31 protein-coding genes and 1 tRNA gene are annotated in these 26,632 nt (G+C 62.5%); 23 read left to right on the forward strand and 9 right to left on the reverse strand.

The features are described 5' to 3' along the window. Position 1: 1 nt before the first annotated feature. On the reverse strand, positions 2-1,159 hold the full coding sequence (locus tag MESS2_RS11270) for an acyl-CoA dehydrogenase family protein (protein ID WP_008874347.1): 1,158 nt from the start codon (positions 1,157-1,159) through the stop codon (positions 2-4). A 185-nt stretch (positions 1,160-1,344) separates the two neighbouring features. On the opposite strand from MESS2_RS11270, the gene MESS2_RS11275 reads away from it, so the two are divergent. Both MESS2_RS11275 and MESS2_RS11280 read left to right on the forward strand, forming a co-directional pair. Continuing rightward, complete coding sequence (locus MESS2_RS11275; RefSeq protein ID WP_008874348.1) at positions 1,345-2,037, forward strand: winged helix-turn-helix transcriptional regulator; 693 nt, start codon at positions 1,345-1,347, stop codon at positions 2,035-2,037. Positions 2,038-2,287: 250 nt separating this feature from the next. Next, positions 2,288-3,643 carry a site-specific integrase gene (locus tag MESS2_RS11280; RefSeq protein WP_008874350.1) on the forward strand — a complete coding sequence of 452 codons (1,356 nt, stop codon included), beginning with the start codon at positions 2,288-2,290 and terminating at the stop codon, positions 3,641-3,643. Here MESS2_RS11280 and MESS2_RS11285 read toward each other — a convergent pair. Further along, complete coding sequence (locus MESS2_RS11285; RefSeq protein ID WP_008874351.1) at positions 3,640-4,374, reverse strand: GIY-YIG nuclease family protein; 735 nt, start codon at positions 4,372-4,374, stop codon at positions 3,640-3,642. The two genes, MESS2_RS11280 and MESS2_RS11285, sit on opposite strands and share 4 nt — an antisense overlap. Positions 4,375-4,795: 421 nt before the next feature. Here MESS2_RS11285 and MESS2_RS11290 point away from each other — a divergent pair, with 421 nt between their 5' ends. The 6 genes from MESS2_RS11290 (at position 4,796) to MESS2_RS11315 (ending at position 8,991) form a co-directional block, all read left to right on the forward strand. Continuing rightward, positions 4,796-5,464, forward strand: coding sequence for a recombinase family protein (locus tag MESS2_RS11290; RefSeq protein WP_008874352.1), 669 nt, complete (start codon positions 4,796-4,798; stop codon positions 5,462-5,464). A 440-nt stretch (positions 5,465-5,904) separates the two neighbouring features. Next, entirely contained in the window at positions 5,905-6,717 is an 813-nt protein-coding gene (locus MESS2_RS11295; RefSeq protein ID WP_008874353.1) for a ParB/RepB/Spo0J family partition protein, read from the forward strand. 90 nt (positions 6,718-6,807) lie between these two features. Continuing rightward, the gene (locus MESS2_RS11300; protein WP_008874354.1) at positions 6,808-7,587 is read left to right on the forward strand and encodes a hypothetical protein; all 780 of its coding nucleotides are present in this window, start codon (positions 6,808-6,810) and stop codon (positions 7,585-7,587) included. Positions 7,588-7,636: 49 nt separating this feature from the next. Next, positions 7,637-7,993 carry a hypothetical protein gene (locus MESS2_RS11305; RefSeq protein ID WP_157357669.1) on the forward strand — a complete coding sequence of 119 codons (357 nt, stop codon included), beginning with the start codon at positions 7,637-7,639 and terminating at the stop codon, positions 7,991-7,993. 87 nt (positions 7,994-8,080) lie between these two features. After that, complete coding sequence (locus tag MESS2_RS11310; protein WP_008874356.1) at positions 8,081-8,521, forward strand: hypothetical protein; 441 nt, start codon at positions 8,081-8,083, stop codon at positions 8,519-8,521. Positions 8,522-8,571: 50 nt separating this feature from the next. Continuing rightward, positions 8,572-8,991, forward strand: coding sequence for a hypothetical protein (locus MESS2_RS11315; protein WP_040592713.1), 420 nt, complete (start codon positions 8,572-8,574; stop codon positions 8,989-8,991). 54 nt (positions 8,992-9,045) lie between these two features. Here MESS2_RS11315 and MESS2_RS11320 read toward each other — a convergent pair whose 3' ends face one another. After that, positions 9,046-9,291, reverse strand: a complete 246-nt coding sequence (locus tag MESS2_RS11320; RefSeq protein ID WP_008874359.1) for a hypothetical protein — start codon at positions 9,289-9,291, stop codon at positions 9,046-9,048. 190 nt (positions 9,292-9,481) lie between these two features. On the opposite strand from MESS2_RS11320, the gene MESS2_RS11325 reads away from it, so the two are divergent. Beyond that, the gene (locus MESS2_RS11325) at positions 9,482-9,661 is read left to right on the forward strand and encodes a hypothetical protein (RefSeq protein WP_008874360.1); all 180 of its coding nucleotides are present in this window, start codon (positions 9,482-9,484) and stop codon (positions 9,659-9,661) included. Between the two features lie 99 nt (positions 9,662-9,760). Here MESS2_RS11325 and MESS2_RS11330 read toward each other — a convergent pair. Continuing rightward, positions 9,761-9,850, reverse strand: a tRNA-Ser gene (locus MESS2_RS11330). A 435-nt stretch (positions 9,851-10,285) separates the two neighbouring features. Here MESS2_RS11330 and MESS2_RS11335 point away from each other — a divergent pair. From MESS2_RS11335 to MESS2_RS11345, 3 genes are all read left to right on the forward strand, one after another. Then, a complete protein-coding gene (locus tag MESS2_RS11335; protein ID WP_008874362.1) occupies positions 10,286-10,609 on the forward strand; it encodes a hypothetical protein in 324 nt (107 codons plus the stop codon). Between the two features lie 67 nt (positions 10,610-10,676). After that, positions 10,677-11,342 (forward strand): peptide-methionine (S)-S-oxide reductase MsrA, encoded by a 666-nt coding sequence (gene msrA / locus MESS2_RS11340; RefSeq protein ID WP_008874363.1) that lies wholly within the window; start codon positions 10,677-10,679, stop codon positions 11,340-11,342. 231 nt (positions 11,343-11,573) lie between these two features. Next, a complete protein-coding gene (locus tag MESS2_RS11345) occupies positions 11,574-12,563 on the forward strand; it encodes a BMP family lipoprotein (protein ID WP_008874364.1) in 990 nt (329 codons plus the stop codon). A gap of 94 nt (positions 12,564-12,657) precedes the next feature. On the opposite strand, the gene MESS2_RS11350 is transcribed toward MESS2_RS11345, so the two are convergent. Together MESS2_RS11350 and MESS2_RS11355 are read right to left on the reverse strand one after the other, a co-directional pair. After that, the gene (locus MESS2_RS11350; protein WP_008874365.1) at positions 12,658-12,849 is read right to left on the reverse strand and encodes a hypothetical protein; all 192 of its coding nucleotides are present in this window, start codon (positions 12,847-12,849) and stop codon (positions 12,658-12,660) included. A 15-nt stretch (positions 12,850-12,864) separates the two neighbouring features. Then, entirely contained in the window at positions 12,865-13,071 is a 207-nt protein-coding gene (locus MESS2_RS11355) for a SlyX family protein (protein WP_123151274.1), read from the reverse strand. A 310-nt stretch (positions 13,072-13,381) separates the two neighbouring features. On the opposite strand from MESS2_RS11355, the gene MESS2_RS11360 reads away from it, so the two are divergent. From MESS2_RS11360 to deoA, 6 genes are all read left to right on the forward strand, one after another. Further along, on the forward strand, positions 13,382-14,914 hold the full coding sequence (locus MESS2_RS11360; RefSeq protein WP_008874368.1) for an ABC transporter ATP-binding protein: 1,533 nt from the start codon (positions 13,382-13,384) through the stop codon (positions 14,912-14,914). Beyond that, complete coding sequence (locus MESS2_RS11365) at positions 14,911-16,050, forward strand: ABC transporter permease (RefSeq protein WP_008874369.1); 1,140 nt, start codon at positions 14,911-14,913, stop codon at positions 16,048-16,050. The genes MESS2_RS11360 and MESS2_RS11365 overlap by 4 nt, the downstream gene beginning before the upstream one ends. Position 16,051: 1 nt before the next feature. Beyond that, on the forward strand, positions 16,052-17,023 hold the full coding sequence (locus MESS2_RS11370) for an ABC transporter permease (RefSeq protein WP_008874370.1): 972 nt from the start codon (positions 16,052-16,054) through the stop codon (positions 17,021-17,023). 78 nt (positions 17,024-17,101) lie between these two features. After that, entirely contained in the window at positions 17,102-17,494 is a 393-nt protein-coding gene (cdd, locus tag MESS2_RS11375) for a cytidine deaminase (protein ID WP_008874371.1), read from the forward strand. Positions 17,495-17,507: 13 nt separating this feature from the next. Next, positions 17,508-18,317 carry a purine-nucleoside phosphorylase gene (locus tag MESS2_RS11380; protein ID WP_008874372.1) on the forward strand — a complete coding sequence of 270 codons (810 nt, stop codon included), beginning with the start codon at positions 17,508-17,510 and terminating at the stop codon, positions 18,315-18,317. Continuing rightward, positions 18,317-19,636, forward strand: a complete 1,320-nt coding sequence (gene deoA, locus MESS2_RS11385) for a thymidine phosphorylase (RefSeq protein ID WP_008874373.1) — start codon at positions 18,317-18,319, stop codon at positions 19,634-19,636. Before MESS2_RS11380 ends, deoA begins: the two co-directional genes overlap by 1 nt. Before the next feature lie 61 nt (positions 19,637-19,697). Here deoA and MESS2_RS11390 read toward each other — a convergent pair whose 3' ends face one another. From MESS2_RS11390 to MESS2_RS11400, 3 genes are all read right to left on the reverse strand, one after another. Further along, on the reverse strand, positions 19,698-20,261 hold the full coding sequence (locus MESS2_RS11390; protein ID WP_008874374.1) for a TIGR02281 family clan AA aspartic protease: 564 nt from the start codon (positions 20,259-20,261) through the stop codon (positions 19,698-19,700). Between the two features lie 125 nt (positions 20,262-20,386). After that, positions 20,387-21,016 carry a uracil phosphoribosyltransferase gene (gene upp, locus MESS2_RS11395; protein ID WP_008874375.1) on the reverse strand — a complete coding sequence of 210 codons (630 nt, stop codon included), beginning with the start codon at positions 21,014-21,016 and terminating at the stop codon, positions 20,387-20,389. A gap of 150 nt (positions 21,017-21,166) precedes the next feature. Further along, the gene (locus MESS2_RS11400) at positions 21,167-22,141 is read right to left on the reverse strand and encodes an adenosine deaminase (protein WP_008874376.1); all 975 of its coding nucleotides are present in this window, start codon (positions 22,139-22,141) and stop codon (positions 21,167-21,169) included. A gap of 135 nt (positions 22,142-22,276) precedes the next feature. On the opposite strand from MESS2_RS11400, the gene ubiE reads away from it, so the two are divergent. The 5 genes from ubiE to coaBC all read left to right on the forward strand — a co-directional run bounded on the left by ubiE (position 22,277) and on the right by coaBC (position 26,632). Then, entirely contained in the window at positions 22,277-23,053 is a 777-nt protein-coding gene (gene ubiE / locus MESS2_RS11405; RefSeq protein ID WP_008874377.1) for a bifunctional demethylmenaquinone methyltransferase/2-methoxy-6-polyprenyl-1,4-benzoquinol methylase UbiE, read from the forward strand. A 13-nt stretch (positions 23,054-23,066) separates the two neighbouring features. Next, positions 23,067-24,641, forward strand: a complete 1,575-nt coding sequence (ubiB, locus tag MESS2_RS11410) for a 2-polyprenylphenol 6-hydroxylase (RefSeq protein ID WP_008874378.1) — start codon at positions 23,067-23,069, stop codon at positions 24,639-24,641. 86 nt (positions 24,642-24,727) lie between these two features. Next, positions 24,728-24,967, forward strand: coding sequence for a FitA-like ribbon-helix-helix domain-containing protein (locus MESS2_RS11415; RefSeq protein WP_008874379.1), 240 nt, complete (start codon positions 24,728-24,730; stop codon positions 24,965-24,967). Then, positions 24,964-25,374 carry a type II toxin-antitoxin system VapC family toxin gene (locus tag MESS2_RS11420; RefSeq protein ID WP_008874380.1) on the forward strand — a complete coding sequence of 137 codons (411 nt, stop codon included), beginning with the start codon at positions 24,964-24,966 and terminating at the stop codon, positions 25,372-25,374. Before MESS2_RS11415 ends, MESS2_RS11420 begins: the two co-directional genes overlap by 4 nt. A 25-nt stretch (positions 25,375-25,399) precedes the next feature. After that, the gene (coaBC, locus tag MESS2_RS11425) at positions 25,400-26,632 is read left to right on the forward strand and encodes a bifunctional phosphopantothenoylcysteine decarboxylase/phosphopantothenate--cysteine ligase CoaBC (RefSeq protein ID WP_008874381.1); all 1,233 of its coding nucleotides are present in this window, start codon (positions 25,400-25,402) and stop codon (positions 26,630-26,632) included.

Genomic DNA, 26,632 nt, shown 5'->3' on the forward strand with positions numbered 1-26,632 from the left:
ACTAGTAAATGTTCGCTGTGGGCAAGCCCAGTGCTGTTGCTCCTGCATATTCAGCTTGTGGGCCGGTCTGGAGCGGGTGGTAGCGCGCGCCCTGTATGTCGCGGAATCGGCGCTCCAGCCCGTTCTCGCGATAGAAGCCCGCCCCGCCTGCCAACTCCATCGCGAGCTCGACGGCCTTGATCGCGTTTTCCGCCACGAGACTACGCCCGATCATCACCTCATTCACCGTATCGACCGATGGCGCGTTGCGCTCGACGATATCGAGCATCCAGCCATGGGCAAGCTGCGCGGTGCGCAGCGCCGTATCCATCCGGCCAGCCAACGCTAGCGTGTGCTGCGTCTGCCGCTTGTTCTTCGCCAGTCCGATGGCGATGTCGCGGGCACTCTCGGCGACGCCGAGATAGGCCGAATAAATCAGCGGAAAAGCTATCGTAGCAATCACCTGGAATAGCGGATGCCATTCGCCTGCCTTGCGCGACACCGCCACGCCGGCGTCCGGCACGAACAGGCCTTCGATCAGCACGTCGTTGGAGCCGGTACCGCGCATGCCGAGCGTGCGCCAGGTGTCGAGCACCGTCACTTCCGGCGCCTTCATCGAAACCGGGAAATGGATCACGGTGTCGGGCTCCCCCTCGCTCTGGACGACAGCGGTGGTCATCAGCACATCGCCCGCTTCGGCGCCCGAGGTGAAGATCTTGCGGGCCGTGATGCGATAGCCGCCCTCGACCTTCGCCGCTCGGCCCGAGCCGCCGATCCAGTCGGACCCGCCGCTGGACAGGAGGATGATGCGGTCGTTGGCTATGCGCTTCAGCAGCGGCTCGACGGCGGCAACTTTCTGATGACGCCAACGCCAAGCAGGGATTGCCACCTGGTGGGTGTGCATGGAAAAGGCGAGCGCGGTTGAGCCGCAGTGATACGCGAGTTCGCGCAACATCGCAGCCAGTTCACGCACCTCCGCGCCGCCTCCACCGAGTTCGGACGGAACACCCGCTTCAACCAGGCCGGCCTGCTTCAACGCTTGGTAGTTGTCGGTCACGAAGCGATCGTTTGCGTCCGCGTCGGCCGCGCGTTCGGCGAACTTGGCGCCCATAGCCCGCGCGATCGTCACGAGTTCGTCGCTGCATTGCCCTTGGGCTTCCACTTTCAGGGGACTGATCATGTTTCGGTTTCTCCAAGATGGTTAGTGAGAGAGGTCTGACTCCCACACCTGCGGCCCGGATTCCAGTTCACGAACTGTACCAGGCAGCAAGCCCGGCCAATCGAATTCACCCCGTACAAGTCCTTGGCATGCTGCGCTCGCGCCGGTAATCTATAGTGATGTGACAGTTGTCGGAGGAGACGGGCATGGAGGATCGCGGAGGATACGGACAGTTTTGCCCTGTATCCATGGCGGCCGAAATCCTGTGCACGCGATGGACGGCGCTGGTTATACGCGAGCTTCTTTGCGGCAGTACCAGGTTCAACCAACTTCGCCGCGGAGTGCCACGCATGTCACCGGCGCTTCTTTCCAAGCGCTTGAAAGAATTAGAGAAAATTGGTGTGATCGTAACCGCCCCGCGCGAGTCCGGTGCTGTCGAGTATCATCTCTCGCCGGCCGGCGAAGATTTGCGCTCGATCATCCTCGGCATGGGCTTCTGGGGCCAGCGCTGGGTAGAATCGCAGCTTTCGCTGAAGAACCTCGATCCGTCGCTGCTGATGTGGGACATTCGCCGAAACCTCAATCCCGAGCCGCTTCTACCCGGCCGCTGCACGATTCAGTTTCAATACCCCGAACTTCCCGAGCCGCAGCGCAATTGGTGGATGGTGATTGAAAAGGGCAAGGTCGACCTCTGTGGCTTCGACCCCGGCTACGAGATCAATCTGCTTGTCCGCAGTTCGCTCCGTACGATGACGGCGATCTGGATGGGCTTTGCGCCCATTCCGCACGAGCTGGCCGCGGGGCGCCTTGAGCTCCAGGGCGAGCGGCCGATTGCCAATGCCATACAGAAATGGCTTACCCTCAGTACCTTTGCGCCCGAGCCGCGGCGCGTTTCTTGATGACAGCGTCACGCAATCGTTCGCTTTGACGTTAACGCATTGGCGGTCCGGTCATGGCGCGACCGTCCCCTTCGTGCGGCAAATCGGCAGCAATTTAGCGGCTACTTCGCAGAATATCGCGCCATAGCGTGTAATCAGCGACGAATGGCGGAGAGAGCGGGATTAGACGCCAAACGGCTTTATCCCCTTGAAATCGTTGATTGTGCTTGGTAACCGCCGCTTGGAATTGGTCTAAGTGGATGGTCTAAGCATGGCAGGTTTCAAGGGCAGAGCGCGGCGGCACCTCTCGCTGAGGGGGCGGACGTGGTGGTTCAAGATGGCGATACCGGCGGCGGCTCGCCATGAGTTCAAGCGCCGCACGGCCATCGTAGAAAGCCTCGAAACTGGCGACATCCGGGTTGCAATGGAAAGGCGAGACGCGAGAGAGCGGGCAGCCCTTGACCTGTTTAAGGCCATCAAGGCCGGGGAAGCGGTGACACCCGAGCAGATCGACGCGACCTCCCGGGGCGCCATCGTTCGGGAAGCGATCAAGGCCCTTCAAGATGCTGGCGATACCGACGCGCTACACAACGCTGTGAGCGCCGCTGAGGACGAGCGTGACCATTACCGGGGCAAGGAACGGAAGCTGTTCGATGCTGCAGTGTCTGGGAAGGTGCCCGTCGATCAGCACCTTGAAGCCTACTTGAAGGAGGCCAAGCTGGCGGACAAGACGACCGCTGAGTGGCGGGGGCTGATCAAGCGGTTTGCCCGGTGGTGTGCCGAGAAGAGCCTCAGGCTTGTCGACATAGACCGCAGGAACGCCGGCAAGTACGTCTCGGAAGAGATCGCAGACATGCACCCTAAGACAGCCAAGAAGCACCTTTCGGCGGTGCGGGGCTATTGGGACTATCTGGCGCGGCGGGGCCTCGTCGATACGGAGCAGAGCGGCAACCCATGGGACCGCCAGCTACAGCCCCAGCGGCGCAAGAAGGGCTCTGCGGAGGCCACGCAGGGAGAACGACCATTTACCCCGAAGGAATTGAACGCGGTCCTGTATGGGCAGCAGCTCGACAGTGGCGACAGGATAGAGGCGGGGCAATTCGACCACCAGCTACAGGACGCGGCGTTGGTCGGGGCGCTGTCTGGAATGCGCCTGGAGGAGATCGTGACGCTTCGGGTCGGGCAATGCGCCGGGGGCTGGTTCGACATACGGGACGCGAAGACACAGGCCGGGGTGCGGCGGGTGCCGATACACGCGGGGCTGACCAAGCTGATCGGCAGACGGACGCGGGGCAAGAAGGCAGCGGATTGGCTGTTCCAAGAATTGGCCGACGAGCGGGACGCGGCAGCGGTGACGACCAAGCGGTTCACGCGCTACCGGGTCGCATGTGGTGTCGACGACAAGCGGGACGGCAGGCGCAGGAGCTTGGTCAACTTCCATTCGTTCCGGCGCTGGTTCGTCTCTCAGGCGGAACAGGCGGGCATACCTGAGACAACCGTGGCGGCTGTTGTCGGGCACGTCGAGGGGCGCAAGTCGATCACCTTCGGGGTGTACTCAGGAGGACCGAGCGATGCACAGAAGGTGGCATGTGTGAAGGCCGTGAAGCTGCCGGCGAAAGAACATTAAGCGATCTTGGTCCACCTCTTGAACGTTGCAAGGTCCGCCGCGCTCAGCTTGAACCACTCGCCGTTTCCCCGCTTGTCAGCGAAGCGACGGTGCCAGTACGCTTCAACGCCGGCAGGATCGTCAGTCAAAATGGCATGAACGAGAACGGTTTCATCAGGCAACTCGATTTGCACCTGCCTTGAGCGGCGCGCTATGGATGACGTGCGCCCTACCTTGAAGTCCTTGCCGTACTTGATGAGGTAGACGTAGCCGAGTGCGGGTTTGTCGGGCGCTTCACCGGCATCCGGGAGGGATTTCGTGGTGGCAAGAAAGTCGTCGCAATAGGCAACCACCTGATGGTCCCCACGGTCTGCCGCGAAGGTCCTCAACTCCGCCGCAAGGTCGCCAATGCGCCACCGCCTTTTGATCGCCGCTATGCTCACGAAATACGGGTTGTTGGACCCTTCAAAAGTGAGGTCGCCATAGTTAGGGAATGCCTCTAAGCGCCTCGCAAGGTCATTAACTTGCTGGAGGATTTCACTTTTGTCGTACCCGGCGAACCATTCAAGGGGCGCGAAACCTGCTTCGGCCAGGGCGTCGGTCCACTTTCGCCAGATACGATTTTTCCAAGTGTGATCGGTAATCCCGGTTTCCGACAGGAACTTTCGCTGGCCCGGTGGAACCCCTCCAGAAGCGGCTGCAATGGAACGGATCGCACGGATGATTTCTTGCTTCTGGATTTCTTTGTTCACGGGCTCGCCTCGTAAGCGACTGTTAGCTGAAGGTTTATCACACCAGATTGGCGAATGAAGCCAGCTTTGGTTTGGTGCGGAATATCTGATGAAAAAATGTCCGGGGGTGATCGGATAACAGGCACGCGCCCCGACCCCCCGTACCGCCTCAGGTCCCACGATGAGCGGCCCGACCGGTTTCGATGACGATGGCCGTTGTGATGCCTTGAACGAGGTGGCTGTGGCGCGACGGGGTCAGCTTGGTGGATCGTCGGGTGGTTTGCCGAGGGACAGGCAAGGCGGCTGATAGCCATACCCATCCCACTAGCACTATCCGACAGCTTTGCGCGCCACTATGCCGTTGATCTGTACCTTATTCTCAAGTACAAGGTACAAACAGCGAGCCTGAAGGCTTGCAGCGCAAAGGATTGGACCTCAGAGAATGACTACGGCAGTTGCTTACCTTCGGACCTCCTCACGGACCAATGTCGACGGCGACAGCGCACCACGGCAGCAGCAGGCTATCGAGGCCTATGCGAAGCGACACGGGATCACGGTGGTTCGGGAGTTCCACGACGCGGCTGTGAGCGGGGCTGACCCGATTGACACACGCCCGGGCTTCCAAGGCCTCCTTGAATACATGGCCGGCAATGGCGCTCGGGTGATCCTTATCGAGAACGCAAGCCGGTTCGCCCGTGACCTTGCTGTGCAGATCGCGGGGCACAAGCTCCTACAGGGTCTCGGCTATGAATTGATCCCGGTCGACGCGCCAGACAGCTTCACGAATGACACGCCGACCGCTGCGATGGTGCGGCAGATACTGGGTGCCGTCGCGGAGTTTGAGAAGGCGCAACTTGTGGTGAAGCTCCGGGGTGCCCGTGATAGGGCTTCTAAGGCCGCTGGGAGGCGCGTGGAGGGCAACCACGGATATCGAGTGTCCAACCCTGATGTGATCCGGCAAGCGAAGCGGTTGGCCCGCAAGAGCCCCAAGACCGGCAAGGCGAGGAGCCTACGGGAGATCGCGGCGGGGCTTGCCCAGCTTGGATACATGACAGTGACAGGTCAGCCGTTCTCAGCCTCACAGGTGCAGCGGCTGCTGGAGGCAGGCTGACCATAACCCTTCCACTAGCTACGAAGGCGAATAGGTGGCCCACTAGCTATGGCAGGCGAACATTAGACGCTGCTGAATAAGGTGACCACTGGCACTGCGGAGGCGAATAGGGCCTCCACTGGCATACCGAGGCGATTAAGGCCCCCACTGGCACCTACGCAGGGCCATAACCCACCCACTAGCACCTACGCAACGCAAGACCATCGGTCCGAGCCCTCGCTCCTCACCCAGATCGATCACCCTGTTGAAGACCCTGATAGGCACCCTCGTTGCTCCCTTCCGGGGGCGTCTGAAGGTGTCTCCGGGGTGGTCGGTCTTGGTGAGGTGTGGGCCTACGAATGTTCAGACGCGTGTCTGCCTATCCATGCATTTCCCGGTGGACAGGCTGAAACTGATAGCCGCCACAGCGCGGCCAAAGACCACAACAACAAGGAGTGAGAATGAGCGCGGGAGATCAACTTCAGGAATTGATGCAAGCCTATGAAGCAGGCCTTTCGGAGCAACTTATCGGGGCAGCCCAAGGTCCACCTGAGTTGCGCCTTCAGGACATCGAGACGGTGCCCGGATTGTTCCAGCCGAGGGGCGGGATCAGCGAGCGGCATGTGTCGGACCTGATCAAGGCGATCAAGGCAATCGGTCCCCTCGACCCTGTCACCGTCATGATGGTCGGGAAGAGGACCATTCTGATTGATGGACATCACCGGATCGAGGCATACGAGGCCGTTAAGTGGGCCACTCCGATGCCCGTCAGGTACTTCGAGGGCACACCTGAGGAGGCCGTCTTGGTGGCTGGTGAAGCCAACTCGAAGGCCAAGCTGCCGATGGACAACACCGACCGGCAGAACTTCGCTTGGCGGCTGGTGCTGATTGATAGGCACAGCAAGGCTGAGGTCGCCAGGGCGTCCGGTATCTCGGAAGCCCAAGTGTCCATCATGAGGCGCGCTAAGCGGACCTTAGGAGAACAGGCGGGGGATTTCTCGTCGTGGTTCCGGGCTCGCCTTGCGGCCAACGGAAAGGATCATGAGCCCAAAGGAGAAGACGAGCGGGAGCAATGGATGCAACAGGTTGCTGACAGGTACGCCGACGAGTTGACCAAGAAGTTCTCGACCAAGCTAGCACTCAACCCCGAGATCGCAGCCATGGCACTGGCGAGCTACTTCGGGCGGAAACTGCCCGAGGTCTATGGGTTCCTTAGGGAGCATCTAGGCGAGGATGATAGAAGGGCCATTGAGGTGGACAACGACGAGTTCTGAGGCCCGCCTGTGTAATCACTACGGGGTGCAATTTACATAGGGCGCTCCGGCAGCGGGGCGCTCTTTCCACATTCACGCATGAAGGAGACAATGAGCCTAGATGAGAAAGCGCTGGTCACGCTGAGGGTCCCCAGATGGGACCCTAACGACCATGTTGACCACTACGTCACCCATGAGGCCGTCACGGCGTTCATGGCGCAATACCTTGACCAGCACCCGGACGGGGCCTCGACCATCGAACACCGGTTAGGGCAGCCTTGGTGGGGGCCGGTGAGTGAGACCGGCGCTTGCGTCTATTGCCCGACCGCGTTCCAGATCATGCAGGTGCATGACGACCCCGTAGGGCTGACCGACCGGGAAGTCTTGTACTTGGTCATGACCTCGACCACGTCCGACAGCTACACCAAGGCCGATTGGGACGCGATGGTCGAAGGTAAGATGCTTGAGGCCAAGGTCAAGCGTGACGAGGACAGGCGTAACAAGCGTGACACCCTCGACAACGACGAGAGGGCCGAGCGAGGAGGCCGGGAACGGCTGACACTCGACCACATCACAGGCCAGCGGGTGATCCCCGACGAGGCCCTTCCACACCGCGCCAAGATGCGCCGAACGAAGTCACTGAAAGAAGCGAAGGCGAGACGAGACCTTAGGCGGAAGACTGCCGAGGGTGTCGTGATCCAGATGAAGAAGGAGGAATGGCGGGCGATGAACCCCGAGCAAGTGAAGCAGTACAAGACCACCCTCGACAGGCTGGTGGCCATGGGGACCATCGATCCGCACATGGTCGATGAATACGAGAACGCCGAGCGGTCACCCATGGCGCACCTCTATCGCATGGGCCGGATGACCTCGCGAGGGGACCGAGCATGAAGAAGGGGGACCGGGTATGACCCCCGATTGGATCAAGCGGCGCGATTGGGTGGCGACCTACCCGACGCGGGAAGCGGCCCTTGCCTTGGTCGAGTGGATCAAGGCGGACGACTGGGAGCGGGTGTCAGAACTCGACAAGAGGCTTGACGGGGTCGGCATCGGGTGGACCCAAAGTTTCCATGCCGCCACTGAGAGGTGCTTCGAGGTCTACGGCTATCCCGACTTGGAGGCCGTGGTGGTTGCCCGAAGGGTTGCCGAGGTGTCCCTGAGGCCCGCCCGCTCAGCGCCACAGGAAGGGGTCGCCGGAGGCAGAGACGGCCTTTCCAGAGCGTCTGCCCCAGCCACGCCCGACGCGCGTCCTGAGGGCTCACAGACGATGACCTACGGCTTCACACCACGCCGCTGACACCTCGTCCAACCACAACACAATCCAACCAGCGCAGAGCCTCGACCATGGTGGTCGGGGAGCGCAAGCAATGAAGGAACGAACAACATGACCGACTACATCGACAACCCGAACAAGTACCAGACCGATCAGACCGCCCTTGGTCAGGCCATGATACGGGCTCAGGTTGCACAGGCCGAAGCTGACAGGGCCAAGCAGGACGCACTTGCTGTTGAGGCGAAAGAGCGAGCCCAGAAGGAAGAGATCGATCGCGCGGTCGAGCTTTCTGTTAGGAACAATCCCCAGCTTCAGGCCGAGCGTATGGGCATCACCACCAATCGCGTGATCACATCGCAGAGCGCCGGGGTGATCCCGCCCATGGCAGAGGTCGAGAAGACCACGGTCAGGGTTCTCGGCGGCATTGAGGTCTCGTATCAGCAGGCCAAGGACATGGCCGAGGTCGGGCAGATCACGCAGGCCGAGTTCAACAAGGCCGTGGTCGACGGGCTGGCTGCCCGTGGCTACGCCGCGCCGAAGTCTTTCAGATAACCACGGAGGCCGAGAGTGACGAAGGGGCTTTGGCCCCTGAGTTGCCTGCCGTGGATGACAAGGTAGACGACGTTGAGGAGCTGACCGATGAAGAGAAGGAAGAGAAGCAGCATGCCGAGTTTGTGCGCATGGCCGACCAGAGCCTTGACCGCTTCAGGGACACTCACAGCGAGCCCCAACAGCAGTTCATTGTTGACGCCTACGTGGCGACTGGAGAAATCCTTACTGGCGAAGCCTACGGGATTGATCCTGTGGAGGCGGCTGTGGTCGAGACTGCATTCAGCCAGCACCTCGACCGCAACGTTCTGCGGCAGCATGGGCTGAACCTTCAGACCTACTTCGAGCATGTCGACGAGGCCGACTACCCCGCGCTCCGCAGGGCTGCGGCCAAGGGCGAATGGCACGTCTTTCAGAGGCATGCTCAGGCCATAGCAGCCGCTCGCAAGGACGGTTCGGCCTACAGCGACTAACCCCTTCCTGCTCCCGATGCATCGCCCCAAGAGGTGCGTCGGGAGCAGGGCCTTTCATTGCACGAACCCCTGTTCCGCCATGCAGGCTTTGAAGGTGCTGTTCGCTGCCATCGCCCCGGCAATCCAGAGCCGTCCCGCCATCACCTGCGTTTCGCCTGCGCGACCATTGCAAATTGCCTTGGCCCTCTCGAAACGGCTGTCTTTTGTTGTGGCCTGAACCTCACGCCACTGCCCTGACGACGTCGTATTGTTGCACCCGACAAGCGCCAAGCCGAGCGCGGCTATGAACATGGAACGCATCAATCCCTCCCGGTTTGGCGCAGAATGCTGGAAGTTGAAAACGAGGGCAATAGATCGACCCGCTCGCGGGATGGTTCCGCCAAGGGAACAGTTCCTCTAACACATTGAATTTATTTGATTTGACGGATTGTCGTGCGGTCTTCTACCCCACTGGGGCCGCGATGACGCGGTCACAATAGGAGCGGGACCAATGAGCATCAACTACAGCACCCTTGAAGCCGACGTGGCCGAGTGGATGAAGGGCCACATTGAGCGCGTCAAGGAATACTGTGGCGAGGGTGAAGCCTACGCCGAGGCGGTGAGGTTGCTTGAGGATGACCCGTGGCAGGCCCTGCAGTGGTACGTCGAGGACGTGAGGAAGGCCGCTTGAGGAATGATGCCAGATTGGTCTAAGTTATTGGTCTAAGCCGCCAGCAGCCGATCGGCCAAGACACTGATTTTGCTACAGAAATTCAGCTATTCTGTGGAATGGCGGAGAGAGCGGGATTCGAACCCGCGTTACGGTCTCCCGTAAACACACTTTCCAGGCGTGCGCCTTCAACCACTCGGCCACCTCTCCGTCTTGGCATGTCGCACGGCCGGTTTCGCCGCGCGGGTTGGGGAACATGCAACTCCCCTGGAAATCCGGTCCGGAATCTCCGCACCGTGGGCGCCGTCAACCAGCGGCATGCCCTTGGCGCCCAAGCCGTCAAAGCAACAGGCGCGGGGCTCATCTAGTCGATCCGGCGTCGAATGCCAAGCCATAACGGCGCTCTATTCGCTTTGCCGGGCAAAGGTGGTTTTGTCACGCCGCCGAGGCAGCGCCAGCGATGCGCAATAGGGCCAGCCGATCGATGACGCTGATTGATCAGAAGCTTCAATTTCGCGTGTCGCGATTGCGAACAAGGCGTGCGCGCACTATCTCTCAATCCGAAACAGACAAATCTGGCCGAAACAGACAAATCTGGCCGAAACAGACAAATCTGGCAAAAGTCCCTGGGGAGGGAAGGTCTGGATGCTCCGCTTTCTTTTCCGTCTCGCGGCGATGGTGGCGCTTTCGGTTTCCGTCATCATGGCAGTGCTCGATACAACGCGGTCGGTGGCGGCCTCCGCACTGGTGCTGACCCCGCTCAATACGAGTTGGCTCGCCGTCTCGCCCGATACGCGAAGCGCCTTCGAAAGCTTTGTCCGCGACAAGGCCGGGTCGCTGCTGTGGGACGGCGTCATCGGCTGGGTGCTCAATCAGCCAGGCTTTGCGGTGTTCGCGGTGCTTGCGCTCATTCTTTATATGATCGGCCACAGGCGGGAGCGGCCGACCGGGCGGTTTGCCCCGACATGACGTTGATGACCTTCTGGGCGTCCCTAAGCGAAGAGAAATCCCAAATAAGAGAAAGGGAGACTGCTTAATGTTTTTTCTCAGCGACGTGCTGAACAAGAAGCTCAATCTGCCGAAGGCTGCCGAGGCGCTGCCGGGCCGCGCCAAGGCGATCCCGACGGCATCCAAGCACTTTGTCTCGAAAAGACCGCTCAAGGGGCCTTATCCCGAAGGGCTGGAGACGGCGCTGTTCGGGCTGGGCTGCTTCTGGGGCGCCGAGCGCATGTTCTGGCAGGTCGAGGGCGTATGGGTCACTGCGGTCGGTTATGCCGGCGGCGTCACCCCGAACCCGACCTATCAGGAAACCTGCACCGGCCTCACCGGCCATGCCGAGGTTGTGCTGGTCGTCTACGACCCGAAGATCGTGCCCTATGCCGAACTGCTGAAGTTGTTCTGGGAGAGCCACGACCCGACGCAAGGCATGCGCCAGGGCAATGATGTCGGCACCACCTACCGTTCGGCGATCTACACCTTTGGCGACGCGCAATACCAGGCGGCTATCGCCTCGCGCGACGCCTACGAGGCCTCGTTGCGCGGCGCCGGCCGCGGCAAGATCACCACCGAGATCGCGCCGGCACCCGAGTTCTACTTCGCCGAGGAGGATCACCAGCAATATCTGGCGAAGAATCCCTACGGCTATTGCAACCTGCAGGGCACCGGCGTCACTTGTGCCATCCCGGCTGCTGTCTCCGCCTGATGGCCTTGGCGAAAGCCTGAGTCCTTTGGCGAATGGAATTTTGTCGTGGCGCCGATGTGCGGCGCCACGCTTTTCCAAGAGGTCAAAATTCCACGTGAATTTTGTTTCGGGCCGTGCCAGATTGGCCCCAAGCGGGAGGAAGACACTCCTGCCTGATGCCGCATGCCTGCCGGAGAACCGGGCAGGCAGGCGGTGCGTAACGGAAAAAATAACCGACAGGGTGTGGATCACATGAAACGTATCGTTCTCGGCCTCCTGGCCGCAGCTGCAATGGTTCTTCCGGCCTTCGCCGCGGACATCCAGCCCGCGATTCTCTACGATCTGGGCGGCAAGTTCGACAAGTCGTTCAACGAGGCGTCCTACAACGGCGCCGAAAAGTTCAAGACCGAGACCGGCATCCCCTATGTGGAATTCGAGGTCTCCAACGCCACCCAGCGCGAGCAGGCGCTGCGCCGTTTCGCCGAGGATGGCCGCAATCCGATCGTCATGGCGGGCTTTTCCTGGTCGGATGCGCTGGACAAGATCGCCACCGAGTTTCCCGAGACCAAATTCGCCATTATCGACATGGTCGTCGACAAGCCCAATGTCCGCTCCCTCGTCTACAAGGAGCAGGAAGGCTCCTATCTCGTCGGCGTGATGGCGGCGATGGCTTCCAAGTCGAAGAAGGTCGGTTTCATCGGCGGCATGGACATTCCGCTGATCCGCAGGTTCGGCTGCGGCTTTGTCGGCGGCGCCAAGGCGGCAGGTGCTACCGAAGTCTTCCAGAACATGACCGGCGACACGCCGGCGGCCTGGAACGATCCGGCCAAGGGCGGCGAAATCGCCAAGACGCAGATCGACCAGGGCGCCGATGTGGTCTACGCGGCGGCAGGCGGCACCGGGGTCGGCGTGCTGCAGGCGGCGGCGGATGCCGGCAAGCTCGGCATCGGCGTCGATTCCAACCAGAACGGCCTGCAGCCGGGCAAGGTGCTGACCTCGATGGTCAAGCGCGTCGACGTTGCCGTCTACAGCACCTTCATGGACGCCAAGGACGGCAAGTTCACCGCCGGCATCAACGATCTAGGCCTCAAGGAAGGCGGCGTCGACTACGCCATGGACGACAACAACAAGGCGCTTGTCGACGATGCGATGAAGGCTGCGGTCGAAAAGGCCAAGGCCGACATCATCGCCGGCACCATCAAGGTGCACGACTACATGTCGGACAACGCCTGCCCGTATTGATCGACCGACACCGTCGATCCGATCGAAGCCGCCGGGTGAAAACCCGGCGGTTTTGCTTTGTGGCAGCCTTCGAACGCCGCTGCCTGACTTCATCTCAGGGCAGTGCCCCCGACCATACCCCCGCCACATAGCCCAGCGCGAAGGCTGCAATCAGCCCCATGGCGATGACAAATCCACGCCGGCCGCCTGATGTGTGCAGGCCGATGCCTTGGGGCGGCTGCCGCAAGCTGTCGATCACCGGCGGTTTCGCCTTGTCGTGGCCGATGCGGCCATTCTCATCGTCCATGGCCTTGCTCCTCCTCTACCAATGCGGCGGCTTGGTCACCGGCACGTCGGGAGCGGCCTGTTCCTCCAGCGCCAGGAAGCGGTCGGTCAGCGCATCGAGCTTGCGCTGCATGCGCTCGATCACCTTCCACTGCTCGGCGATCTGGCCGGACAGTTCCTCGATGGTCTTCTCCTGCTCGGCGGCGCGGATCTCCAGCGTCGTCAGCCGGTCGGCGGGCATGATCATTCGAAAATCCTCGGATCTTGGCTACGCAGCCCAAAGTGATGCGGAAGTCAACATTAGCGCGACGTGCGTCCGCTTGGACGCACAAAGTACGCTCTAACGCTTGCAATCGTCGCATCGTGCTTTCCGAAAATCGAATCCGATTTTCGGGCCGATGCTATAGCGAATGTGAAGGCTGCGGCCACGTTCGAAATTGACAAGCGCGCCGGGATTTGTCGAGAGTGGATGCCGTTCCGGCCAATTGGCACAGGCGGGGCGTCATGCTAGGCGTTTTGACCAAGCGATAAAAAATAAGAGTGGGACTGGCTGCATGGCGCAAGCCGCAATCGAGCTGATCGGCATCAACAAGAGTTTTGGCGCCGTTCGCGCCAACCGCGACATCAATCTGGAGATCGCGCGCGGCACCATCCATGGCATTGTCGGCGAGAACGGCGCCGGCAAGTCGACGCTGATGTCGATCCTCTATGGCTTCTACCAGGCCGACAGCGGCGAAATCCGCGTCGGCGGCAAGCCTGCCTCGATCAAGACGCCCAATGACGCCATCGCGCTGGGCATCGGCATGGTGCATCAGCACTTCATGCTGGTCGACAATTTCTCGGTGCTGGAAAACGTCATCCTCGGCGCCGAGAGCGATGCGCTCTTGAAGAAGAGCATCGCCAAGGCGCGCTCCGAACTGGAGCGGCTCGAGCGCGAATATGGGCTGGAGGTCGATCCCGATGCAATCATCGAGGAATTGCCGGTCGGCCTGCAGCAGCGCGTCGAGATCCTGAAGGCGCTCTATCGCGGCGCCGAGATCCTGATCCTCGACGAGCCGACGGGCGTGCTGACGCCGGCCGAGGCCGACCATCTGTTCCGCATCCTCAAGCAGTTGAAGGAGCAGGGCAAGACGATTGTGCTGATCACCCACAAGCTGCGCGAGATCATGGCGATCACCGACACCGTCTCGGTCATGCGCCAGGGCACGATGGTGGCGACCAGGGAGACCAGGAAGACCACGGTCGAGGAACTGGCCGAGCTGATGGTCGGGCGGCGCGTGCTTCTGCGGGTCGAGAAGGGCGAGGCGGAAGCCGGCGGCGTCAAGCTCGCGGTCAAGAACCTGACGGTGAAGGACCAGCGCGGCGTCACCATGGTCGACGATATCTCCTTCGACCTGCGTGCCGGCGAGATCGTCGGCATCGCCGGCGTCGCCGGCAACGGGCAGTCCGAACTGCTCGAGGCGATCTCCGGCATCAGGCACGCCGTGTCCGGCTCGGTCATGCTCGAAGGCAAGCCGATCGACCTCACCGGGGCCGCCGATCCCGGCGAGTTGCGTGACCGCGGGCTGGCCCATGTGCCGGAGGATCGCCACCATGTCGGCCTGGTGCTGGCCTTCGAGGAGAACGAGAATTCGATCCTCGGCTATCACGACGACGAACGCTATCTGAAGGGGCCGTTCCTCGACATCGATGCCATTCGAAACGACGCCAGGGACAAGATCACCAAATACGACATCCGCCCGGCCGACTGCCGGCTGAAGACCGCCAATTTTTCCGGCGGCAACCAGCAGAAGATCGTGCTGGCGCGGGAGATGGAGCAGCATCCGGGCGTGCTGATCGTCGGCCAGCCGACGCGCGGCGTCGATGTCGGCGCCATCGAATTCATCCACAAGCGGCTGATCGCCATGCGCGACCAGGGCAAGGCGGTGCTGGTGGTCTCGGTCGAGCTCGACGAGATTCGCTCGCTCTCCGACCGCATCCTGGTGATGTTCGCCGGCCGTATCGTCGGCGAGCGCGGCCCCGAGGCGAGCGAAGGCGAACTCGGCCTGCTGATGGCCGGCGTCGAGCAGCGGGAGGCCGCGGAATGAGCACGCCTTACGCCAAGCTGCCGGCCTGGGCCGATTACGGGTTGATCCCGCTGATCAATCTCGCCGTCGCCTTTATCGTCGCCGGTTTCGTCGTCATGCTCGTCGGCGAGAATCCGTTCCGCGCGGCCGTCATCCTGGTCGAAGGCGCCTTCGGCAAGGGGACGGGTATCGCGTTCACGCTTTTCTATGCCACCACCTTCATCTTCAGCGGGCTTTCGGTGGCGGTGGCGGCGCATTGCGGCCTGTTCAACATCGGTGGCGAGGGCCAGGGCTATATTGCCGGTCTCGGCATCGGCATCGTCAGCCTCGCCTTCGACAGCGTGCTGCCGTGGTGGCTGACTTTCCCCATCGCAATCATCGCCGCCGCGGCGATGGGCGCGCTGTGGGCGCTGATCCCGGCCTATCTGCAGGCCAAGCGCGGCTCGCACATCGTCATCACCACGATCATGTTCAATTTCATCGCCGCCAGCGTCATGGTCTATGCGCTGGTCGGGTTCCTGAAGCCGCCCAGCTCGATGGCGCCGCAGACGCGCACCTTCCTCGACGGCGCGCAGTTGCCGAAGCTCAACTGGGTCATCGAACTGTTCGGCGCCAAGATTCGCTCGGCGCCGCTCAACATCAGCTTCCTGCTGGCGCTGGTCATGGCCTTCCTGGTCTGGCTGCTGATCTGGCGCACCAGGCTCGGCTACGAAATGCGCACCTATGGCCACAGCCCGAAAGCGGCCCGCTATGCCGGCATTTCGGAAACCCGCATCATCATCATCGCCATGATGATCTCGGGCGCGCTGGCCGGCATGATGGCGCTCAATCCGACGATGGGCGACCAGCACAATGTCGCGCTCGATTTCGTCTCGGGCGCCGGCTTCGTCGGCATCGCGGTGGCGCTGATGGGGCGCCTGCATCCGGTCGGCATCGTGCTCGCCGCCATCCTGTTCGGCATGCTCTACCAGGGCGGCGCCGAGCTCGCCTTCGAAATGCCGGCTATTTCCCGCGACATGATCGTCATCATCCAAGGCCTGGTCATCCTGTTCGCCGGCGCGCTCGAGCACATGTTCCGCCCTTACGTCCAGGCGCTGTTCGCCTCCATCAGCCCGAGAACGGTCGGCATGGAAGCGGCCAAGGGGAAGGGTGCCTGAGATGGATCTGTTCAACGCCATCATCCAGATACTCGACTCGACCATCCGCCTGTCGGTGCCGCTGCTGCTCGCTTGCCTCGCCGGCCTCTATTCGGAGCGCGCCGGCGTCTTCGATATCGGGCTCGAGGGCAAAATGCTGGTCGGCGCCTTCGCCGGCGCCGCGGCCGCCTCGGTCTTCCACTCAGCCCTTATCGGCCTCGGCATGGCCATCCTGATCTCGGTTGCCTTCGCGATGATCCATGGCTTTGCCTCGATCACCCATCGCGGCAACCAGATCGTCTCCGGCGTGGCGATCAATTTCATCGCCGCCGGCTCTACCATCATGCTCGGCCAGGCCTGGTTCCAGCAGGGCGGCCGCACGCCGGCGCTGGCGCCAGGCGAGCGCTTCGAGGCGATCACCTGGCCGGGCGCCGATGCCTTGAGGGAGGTACCGATCCTCGGACCGATCTATGCCGAACTGATCTCCGGCCACTCCATACTGGTCTATATCGCCTTCCTGATGGTGCCGTTCACCTGGTGGGTGCTGTTCCGCACCCGCTTCGGCCTCAGGCTGCGCGCCGTCGGCGAGAACCCGGCGGCCGTCGACACCGCTGGCATTTCCGTCGCCTGGCTGCGCTACCGGGCGCTGATCTGCACCGGCGTGCTGACCGGCATTGCCGGTGCCTATCTGTCGATGGTGCAGAATGGCGGCTTCGTGAAGGACATGACCGCCGGCAAGGGTTATATCGCGCTGGCCGCGCTGATCTTCGCCAAGTGGAAGCCGGTCAACGCCATGTTCGCCTGCCTGCTGTTCGGTTTCCTTGATGCGCTGTCGATCCGCCTGCAAGGCACGCCGCTGCCTGTCATCGGCAAGGTGCCGGTGCAGTTCATGCAGGCGCTGCCCTATGTGCTGACCGTGATCCTGCTCGCCGGCTTCATCGGCAAGGCGATCCCGCCGCGCGCCGGCGGAGTGCCCTATGTCAAGGAACGCTGAACTGAACCCGAAAATGTGGATAGGCTCGCGGGAAGGAAGCGCCGGGTTTTGAACAAGATCATCGGAGAGAAGAACTGAATGTCGCATGATCTGTTCGAAGCGGCCAAGGCTGCCATGGCCAAGGCCTATGCGCCCTATTCGAAGTTCCCGGTGGGGGCCGCACTTCGCACCGAGGAAGGGCGGGTCTTTGCCGGCGCCAACATCGAGGTCGCGGCCTTTCCGGAAGGCTGGTGCGCCGAGACCACCGCGCTCAGCCACTACATCATGGGCGGCGGCGGCAAGATCACGGAGATCGCGGTGATTGCCGAGCGCATGGCCAAATGCTCGCCCTGTGGCGGCTGCCGACAGCGGCTGGCCGAATTCTGCCAGCCCGAAACCAAAGTTTATCTCTGTGACAATAGCGGTGTGGTCGAGACCATGACGATGGGCGACATGCTGCCCTACGGCTTTCAGGCCGACATCTTGAAATGAAGAACTGGCTGAAATGACGGAAAAAGCACTCGATCATCTCGTCGAAAGGCTGGACGGACTGGCGCCGACAACCGCGCTGGTGCTCGGTTCGGGCCTCGGCGGGCTTGTCGATCAGGTCAAGGACGCGGTTCGCATTTCCTATGCCGACTTGCCTGGCTTTCCCCGAAGCGGCGTCAGCGGCCATGCCGGCGAGGTCGTGGCGGGCCTGTTCGCCGGTACGCCGGTGCTGATGCTGTCCGGCCGCGCGCATTACTATGAGCACGGCAATGCTGCCGCCATGCGACCGGCGCTGGAGGTGCTCGCCGGCATCGGCGTCACCAAGCTGATCCTCACCAATGCGGCTGGTTCGGTCGATCCCGAGATGGGGCCAGGCTCGGTGATGCTGATCACCGACCACATCAATTTCTCGGGCTCCAATCCGCTGATCGGCGAGCCGAGCGACCGCCGCTTCGTTGGCCTGACCGAAGCCTATGATGCCGGCATTCGCAAGGCGATCGAGAAGGCAGCGGCGGCGACGGCTACCGCGCTGCACCAGGGCGTCTACATGTGGTTCTCGGGGCCGTGCTTCGAGACGCCGGCCGAGATCCGCATGGCGCGCATCATGGGCGCCAATGCCGTCGGCATGTCGACCGTGCCGGAGGTCATTCTCGCGCGCTTCCTCGGCCTGCGCGTTGCCGCCTGTTCGGTCATCACCAATCTTGCCGCGGGGATGACTGGGGCGGAGCTTTCGCACCAGGAAACCAAGGATATGGCGCCGGTCGGCGGCGCGCGGCTGGCGACCATTCTCCAGCGTGTGTTCCAGGACGGGTTGCCGGAGAGCTGATGCTTCCCCAGGAAATCATCCGCCGCAAGCGTGACGGCCAGAGATTGTCGCCGCAGGAGATCGCGGGTTTCATCGAAGGCCTGACATCGGGTACGGTCTCGGACGGCCAGGCCGCGGCCTTCGCCATGGCGGTGTTCTTCAACGGCATGAGCCGCGACGAGGCTATCGCGCTGACGCTTGCCATGCGCGATTCCGGCGGTGTGCTCGACTGGTCGGACCTGCCCGGCCCGGTCACCGACAAGCATTCGACCGGCGGCGTCGGCGATAATGTCTCGCTGATGCTGGCGCCGATCGTTGCCGCCTGCGGCGCCTATGTGCCGATGATTTCAGGAAGGGGTCTCGGCCATACCGGCGGCACGTTGGACAAGATGGATGCGATCCCCGGCTATGTCAGCCAGCCGGATGTGGCGCGCTTGCACAAGGCAGTGCTCGAAACCGGCTGCGCCATCATCGGCCAGACCGCGCATCTGGCGCCCGCCGACCGCAGGCTCTATGCGATCCGCGATGTGACGGGAACGGTCGAATCCGTGCCGTTGATAACCGCCTCGATCCTGTCGAAGAAGCTGGCCGCCGGCCTGCAGTCGCTGGTGCTCGACGTAAAGGTCGGCAATGGCGCCTTCATGGAGAAGTCGCGCGATGCCACCGCGCTGGCGAACAGCCTCGTCGAAGTCGCCAATGGCGCGGGACTGAAGGCTTCGGCGCTGGTCACCGGCATGAACGAGCCGCTGGCGTCAGCCGCGGGCAACGCGGTCGAGGTGCGCAATGCCGTTGACTTCCTCACCGGCCGTTTTCGCGACCGCCGGCTGGAAGACGTGACGCTGGCGCTGGCAGCGGACATGCTGCAGTCGGCAGGCCTTGTGTCGTCCAACCAGGACGGCATGCGTCGCGCCACCGAGACGCTTGCCGGCGGCCGCGCGGCTTCTGTCTTCGGGCGTATGGTGGCGTCGCTCGGCGGTCCGGCCGATTTCGTCGAAAAGCCGGAAAGATATCTGCCGAAGACGGCGGTGGAACTTGCGGTCAAGGCGACCGGAAACGGCTTTGTCACCGGCATCGCCACGCGTGACGTCGGGCTTGCGGTGGTGGGCCTCGGCGGCGGACGCAGGCATCCGGACGACAGGATCGACCACGCGGTCGGCATCACCAGGCTGTTGCCGGTCGGGGCGGAGGTGCGGGCCGGTGAGGCGCTGGCACTGATCCATGCCCGCACTACCGCGGCTGCCGAGGCGGCGGCAGCCACCGTGCTTTCGGCCTATGCGGTCGGGCCGTCGAAGCCGGCGGCGGAAAAAACCGTCATCCGGCGGATCCTGCCGCGCGGGTAATCTCTTTTGTTTTGACCATGATCTTGTCCGAAAACCGGTTTCCACTTTTCGGGATCATGGTCTACTGCACCAGCAGCAGCGCGCCGTTTTCGACCTGGTATTTTTCGAGCCGCTGGAGAAAATTCATGCCGATCAGGTTGGTGCGCAGCGCCCTGTCGTCGAGCACGACCGCCTGGACGCTTTCGACTGATATCTTGCCGATCTGCAGGCGGTCGATCGTCACCAATGCAGCCTTGATCGTGCCATTGGCGGTGTTGACCTGGTGGCGGAAGTCGGATGCGTTCAGCGAAATGCCGATCCGGCGCGCGGTGGAGGTGTTGAGGGCGACGAGCGTTGCGCCGGTGTCGATCATGCCGTCGACCTGACGGCCGTTGAGCTTGAATGTCGAGGTGAAATGCCCACGCGCGTCCGCCACGACGACGACCTTGCGGCCGAGCGGCTGCGATGTCGCCGGCTTGCTGGGAACGGTGGCCAGGTTCACGTCCGTTGGCGCTTCGACATCCGGCTTGAACCCGGCCGCCGATTTCAGCAGGCCGTCCAGCATTTGCGGATTCGACTGATAGAGCATCGGGATGGACGCCGATGTTCCGGCGAACACGCCTAGAATGAGAAGCTTGCGCAACATGGATCGGCCTTCGTGAACGCCGATGCCTAATCCCGATATGGTGTTTGCCGCTTTAACGGGGGCTGAAACCGCGCTGTTGCGTAAACGAGAGGTAAACGGCAGAAACCTGCGGCCGGAGGCTCCGATCACTTGGTCCCGTACATGCGGTCGCCGGCGTCGCCGAGACCTGGCATGATGTAGCCCTTCTCGTTGAGCTGGCGGTCGATCGAGGCGGTGAAAACCGGAACATCCGGGTGCGCCTTGGTGAAGCGCTCGATGCCCTCCGGCGCCGCCAGCAGGCACAGGAAACGGATGTTGGTGGCGCCGCGCCCTTTCAGCTTGTCGACGGCCGCGATCGCCGAATTGGCGGTGGCCAGCATCGGATCGACGACGATCACCAGCCGGTCGGCGAGATCGCCCGGCGCCTTGAAGAAATATTCAATCGCCTCCAGCGTTTCATGGTCGCGGTAGAGGCCGATATGGGCGACGCGCGCCGCCGGCACCAGGTCGAGCAGGCCTTCGAGCAGGCCGTTGCCGGCGCGCAGCACCGAGGCGAAGACCAGCTTCTTGCCCTCCAGCGTCGGCGCTTCCATCGTCTCGATCGGCGTTTCGATGGTGGTCGTCGTCAATTCGAGGTTGCGGGTGACCTCATAACCCAGCAATAGCGATATTTCGCGCAACAGCCGCCGGAAGCCGGCCGTCGAGGTTTCCTTCTTGCGCATGATGGTCAGCTTGTGCTGGACAAGCGGATGGTCGACGACGGTGACGCCCTGCATGGTGTTCTCCTAGCTGCGCAGGTGAATGGTGAATGGTGAATGGTGAATAGTGAATAGTGAATAGTGAATAGGTTTGCGAGTCCTTGGTTCAGCGGAAAAACTCGCGGTTGACGGACCGAAGCGCCGGGCGAACCATTCACCATTCACCATTCATCTGCCCTTGACGTCGAGCCGGCCCAGCAGCATCGCCTTGGTCTTCCTGTCGACGAAGGCGGCCTCTATTGCCGTTCTGGTGATGCTGGCCAGCGCCTTGTCGTTCATCGAGAAATGCTCGGCGGCAAGGTCGTATTCGCGCTTCAGCGACGTCCAGAAATAGGGCGGGTCGTCGGAGTTGAGCGTCACCTTGCAGCCCGCTGCCTTGAGTACGGGAAAAGGGTGGTCGGCAAAGCTGTCGAAAACCTTCAGCGCGATGTTGGAGCCGAGGCAGCATTCGAGGACGACGCCTTCGTCGGCGATGCGCCTGACCAGGTCGGGGTTTTCGATGGCGCGGACGCCATGGCCGATGCGGGAAGGGCGGATGTGGTCGAGTGCTGCCGCCACACTCTCCCAGCCCATCAGTTCGCCGGCATGGACGGTGATGCCGAGACCGGCCTCGCGGGCGATCTCGAAGGCCCTAACATAGTCCTCCAGGTCGCCGATCCGCTCGTCGCCGGCGACGCCGAAGCCGGTGACCAGCGGATGTCCGCAGCGGGCGGCGAAACGCGCCGCCTGCTCGATCGCCTCGACGCCGATGTGGCGCACGCCGGTGACGATCATGCGGCCCTCTATGCCGGTCTTGGCCTTGGCGCGGGCCATGCCTTCGCCAAGCGCGTCGGTGTAGGCCTTGGGCGACAGTCCGGCCTTTGTCGCGTGGTCAGGCGAAGTGAAGATTTCGGAATAGATGGCGCCGTCGCGGGCGAGGCTGGTCAGATAATGATCGGCCAGCCGCGCATAGTCCTCCTCCGTGCGGAACAAATCTGAGGAGAAATCATAGGCGGCGAGGAAAGAACTGAAATCGTGCCAGACGAATGAGCCGTCCTGGATGTAGGGCGAGGCGTCCTTGCCATATTTTTGTGCCTGGCTGATGACGAGTTCGGGCGCCGCTGCCCCTTCGATGTGGCAGTGCAGTTCCGCTTTCAAAGGCATTCAATCATCCCGTCAGGTCGGTCCAGGTCGTATAAGCCCACCACCTGGAAGCGCGGCCGAACACCGCGCCTTAAACAATAGCGCCCGCACCATCGATCGGCTATGGTTCCGCCGGTTTTATGACGGATCAAAATAATGTCAGTTGAGAGAACCACGGCTGCGGGCGGCATGGAAACCTCCTATGGTTTCAAGCGCGTAGGGGCAGGCGACAAGCAATCCCTGGTCAACGACGTTTTCCACAAGGTCGCCAACCGCTACGACGTGATGAACGACCTGATGTCGGCCGGGCTGCACCGTTTGTGGAAGGATGCCATGGTGACGTGGCTCAATCCGCCGAAGCGACCGGGCTGGAAAGTTCTCGACGTCGCTGGCGGCACCGGCGACATCGCTTTCCGGATCGTCGAGGCGAGCCGCGGCCATGCGCACGCCACGGTTCTCGACATCAACGCCTCGATGCTTGCCGTCGGCCGCGACCGGGCCGAGAAAAAGGGCCTGTCCGACAACACCGATTTCGTCGAGGCCAATGCGGAAGGATTGCCTTTCCCCGACGCCACATTCGACGCCTACACCATCGCCTTCGGCATCCGCAACGTGCCGCGCATCGATGTCGCGCTTGCTGAAGCCTATCGCGTCCTGAAGCCCGGCGGGCGCTTTCTCTGCCTCGAATTTTCCGAGGTCGAGATGCCGCTGCTCGACAAGGCCTATGAAGCCTGGTCGTTCAATGCCATCCCCAGGATCGGCAAGGCAGTCACCGGCGATGGCGAGCCTTACTCCTATCTGGTGGAATCGATCCGCAAATTTCCCAACCAGCAGAATTTTGCTGACATGATCACCCGCGCGGGCTTCGATCGCGCCTCGTTCCGCAACTATTCCGGCGGCATCGCCGCGCTGCATTCGGGCTGGAAGCTTTGAGGCTGGCCCGATCATGAGTTCCGTCGGCGCTGCTTTCAGGCTCGTACGGGCCGGCTGGGTGCTGGTCCGCGAAGGCGTCGTCGCGGCTCTGCCGGGCGACGAGCTTTCCGGCCTGCCGAAGTTCGGCTGGCGCCTGGCGCGGTTGTTCACGCGCCGCCGCGCGCTCGCCTATGAGCGCGGCGACCGGCTGGCCAAGGCGGTCGTGCGGCTCGGCCCCTCCTATGTCAAGCTCGGCCAGTTCCTGGCGACGCGGCCCGATGTCGTCGGCAACGACATGGCGCTCGATCTCGCCATGCTGCAGGACAAGATGCACACATTTCCGCAGGCCGAGGCCATCGCGGCGATAGAGGCCTCGCTCGGGCGCAAGATCGGTGATCTCTACTTCAGTTTCGGCGATGCCGTCGCCGCCGCCTCGATCGCCCAGGTCCATTCCGCCGAAACCGTCCATGGCGGCGTTGCTTCAAGGGTGGCGGTGAAGGTCATCCGACCGGGCGTGCGCCGCCGCTTCTTCCATGATCTCGAAAGCTATTTCCTCGCCGCCCGCCTGCAGGAGAAATACATCCCGTCGTCGCGCCGGCTGCGGCCGGTCGAGGTGACCGAGACACTTGCCCAGACCACCAAGATCGAGATGGATCTGAGGCTAGAGGCGGCAGCGCTTTCGGAGCTCGGCGAGAACACCAAGGACGATCCCGGCTTTCGTGTCCCGTCCGTCGATTGGGAACGTACCGGGCGCGACGTGCTGACCATGGAATGGGTCGACGGCGTCAAGATGAACGACATTGCCGGCCTCATCGATGCCGGCCACGATCTCAAGGCGGTTGCCGCCAACCTGATCCAGTCGTTCCTGCGTCATACGCTGCGCGATGGCTTTTTCCATGCCGACATGCATCCGGGAAACCTGTTCGTCGAGGCCAACGGCACCATCGTCGCCGTCGATCTCGGCATTGCCGGCCGGCTCGGCAAGAAGGAGCGCCGGTTCCTGGCCGAAATCCTCTACGGCTTCATCACCCGCGACTATCTGCGCGTCGCCGAAGTGCATTTCGAGGCGGGTTACGTGCCACGCCAGCACAATGTCGCCGCCTTCGCGCAGGCGATCCGCGCCATCGGCGAGCCGATCCATGGTCAGTCGGCCGAGACCATCTCGATGGCCAAGCTGCTGACGCTGCTGTTTGAGGTCACTGATCTCTTCGACATGGCGACGCGGACGGAGCTGGTGCTGCTTCAGAAGACCATGGTGGTGGTCGAAGGCGTCGCCCGCACGCTCGATCCCGCCTTCAACATGTGGAAGACCTCCGAACCGGTGGTCGGCGACTGGATAGCGGGCAATCTCGGCCCGCGCGGCCTGCTCACCGATGCCCGCGATGGCGCCAAGGCGATGCTGACGCTGGCTCGTCAGGCGCCGGACCTGGCCGCGCGCACCGAGCGGCTGTCGCGCGAGATCGACCTGATGGCCGAGCACGGGCTGCGCTTCGACGAAACAACCGCGCGCGCCATCGGCAAGGCCGAGGCGCACTATACAAGGTCCGGCCGGCTGGCGCTGTGGGTGATCGCGCTGACGCTGCTCTATATCGCCTGGAGGTTGTTGTGAAATGCAAGCAATGACAGCAGTGCTAGCGACGCTGTCATTGAAAGCATTCCTTTCATCGACTATGTTGGATGAGAAGGAGCAATGCCATGGGCACTCTTACCATTCGCAATCTTGACGACAGCGTGAAGCAGGCCCTTCGCGAGCGCGCCGCCGCGCGCGGTGTTTCGATGGAGCAGGAGGCTCGGGAAGTTCTTGCGAGAGAGGTTAAAAGCCCTGCACGACGAAGGATCGACGTTGACAAGGTTCTGGCGCTTGGCGTGAAACCAGCGGAGCCTTTCGACCTGAAGAAACTCACAGATGAAATGTGGGACGAAGGCCTCCGGTGAGCGCTCTTGTCGTCGATACGTCGGCATTGATTTCCATTCTGGGGCGGGAATCAGACAACGTGTTGTTTGCCAACGCCATCGCCCGATCGGAGTTGCCGACGATCAGCTCTGGCACGCTATATGAAGCATACTGCGTCGCCTTGCGAGGCAGATATCCGGAGGGAACTGCCCGACTTGAAGCGATAGTCTCGGAGCTTCAACTCGAAATTCTAGCCTTCGATTTGGTGCAACTTTTCGCAGCTCGCCTTGCCTATTCAACCTATGGCCGCGGCACCCGCCACCCCGCCAACCTCAACATGGGCGACTGCTTCGCCTACGCTCTCGCCAAGACCCGAGATCTGCCACTGCTTTTCAAGGGCGATGATTTCATCCATACCGATATCACGCCGGCACTGAAGCCAGCATGACGTTGGACAAGAACTGGTCTCGGCCATGACCCTCTCCGGCAAGCGCATCCTGCTCATCATCGGCGGCGGCATTGCCGCCTACAAGGCGCTCGATCTGATCCGCCGGCTGCGCGAGCGCGGCGCCGCGGTGCGGGTGGTGATGACCTCCGCCGCACAGGAATTCGTCACCACGCTGTCGGCCGGGGCGCTGTCGGCCGATCACGTCTTCACCGAACTTTTCGATCGCAATGACGAGCACGATGTCGGGCATATAAGGCTGTCGCGCGAGGCCGACCTTCTGGTCGTCGCGCCGGCCACCGCCGACCTGATGGCGAAACTTGCCAATGGCCACGCCAACGACCTGGCTTCGACCGTGCTGCTCGCCACCGACAAGGCGGTCCTGCTGGCGCCGGCCATGAACCCAAAAATGTGGTCGCATCCGGCGATCCGCCGCAATCGTGCGACGCTTGCCAAGGATGGCATCGCCTTCATCGGTCCGGCAAAGGGCGAGATGGCCGAGAGCAACGAGGCGGGCGAGGGCCGCATGGCCGAGCCACTGGAGATCGTCGCCGCCATCGAGGCGTTGCTCGATACCAGGCCGAAACCGCTTTCAGGGCGAAGGATCATCGTCACCTCCGGGCCGACACATGAGCCGATCGATCCGGTGCGCTATATCGCCAACCGCTCGTCCGGCAAGCAGGGCCATGCGATTGCCGCTGCGCTGGCAAGGCAGGGCGCCGATGTGCGCCTCGTCTCCGGTCCGGTGTCGATTGCCGATCCGGTCGGCGTCACCACACTGCATGTCGAAACGGCGGCCGAGATGAAGGACGCGGTCGAACAGCTTCTGCCGGCGGATGCGGCGGTGTTCGTCGCGGCGGTCGCCGACTGGCGCACCGCAGGTACGGCCGGCGAGAAGATCAAGAAGGTGGCGGGCGAGGGACCGCCGGCGCTGCAGATGGTCGAGAACCCGGACATCCTGGCAGGGGTCGGCCATCACAGGCTGAGGCCGGGGCTGGTCATCGGCTTTGCCGCCGAAACGCAGGATCTGGTCAGCAACGCCGAGGCCAAGCTGAGGAAGAAAGGCGCCGATCTCATCGTCGCCAACGACGTGTCGCATGAAAGCGGCGTCGGCCCTCCGGGCGTGATGGGCGGCGACCGCAACAAGGTGCGGATCGTCTCGAAGGCCGGCGTCGAGGAATGGCCGGAGATGAGCAAGGACGAGGTGGCGGCGCGGCTTGCCGCCTTGATCGCGGGACGGCTGAAGACGATCGTCGTCTAA

Origin of the sequence: Mesorhizobium metallidurans STM 2683, from assembly GCF_000350085.1 — a bacterium.
Taxonomy (GTDB): domain Bacteria; phylum Pseudomonadota; class Alphaproteobacteria; order Rhizobiales; family Rhizobiaceae; genus Mesorhizobium; species Mesorhizobium metallidurans.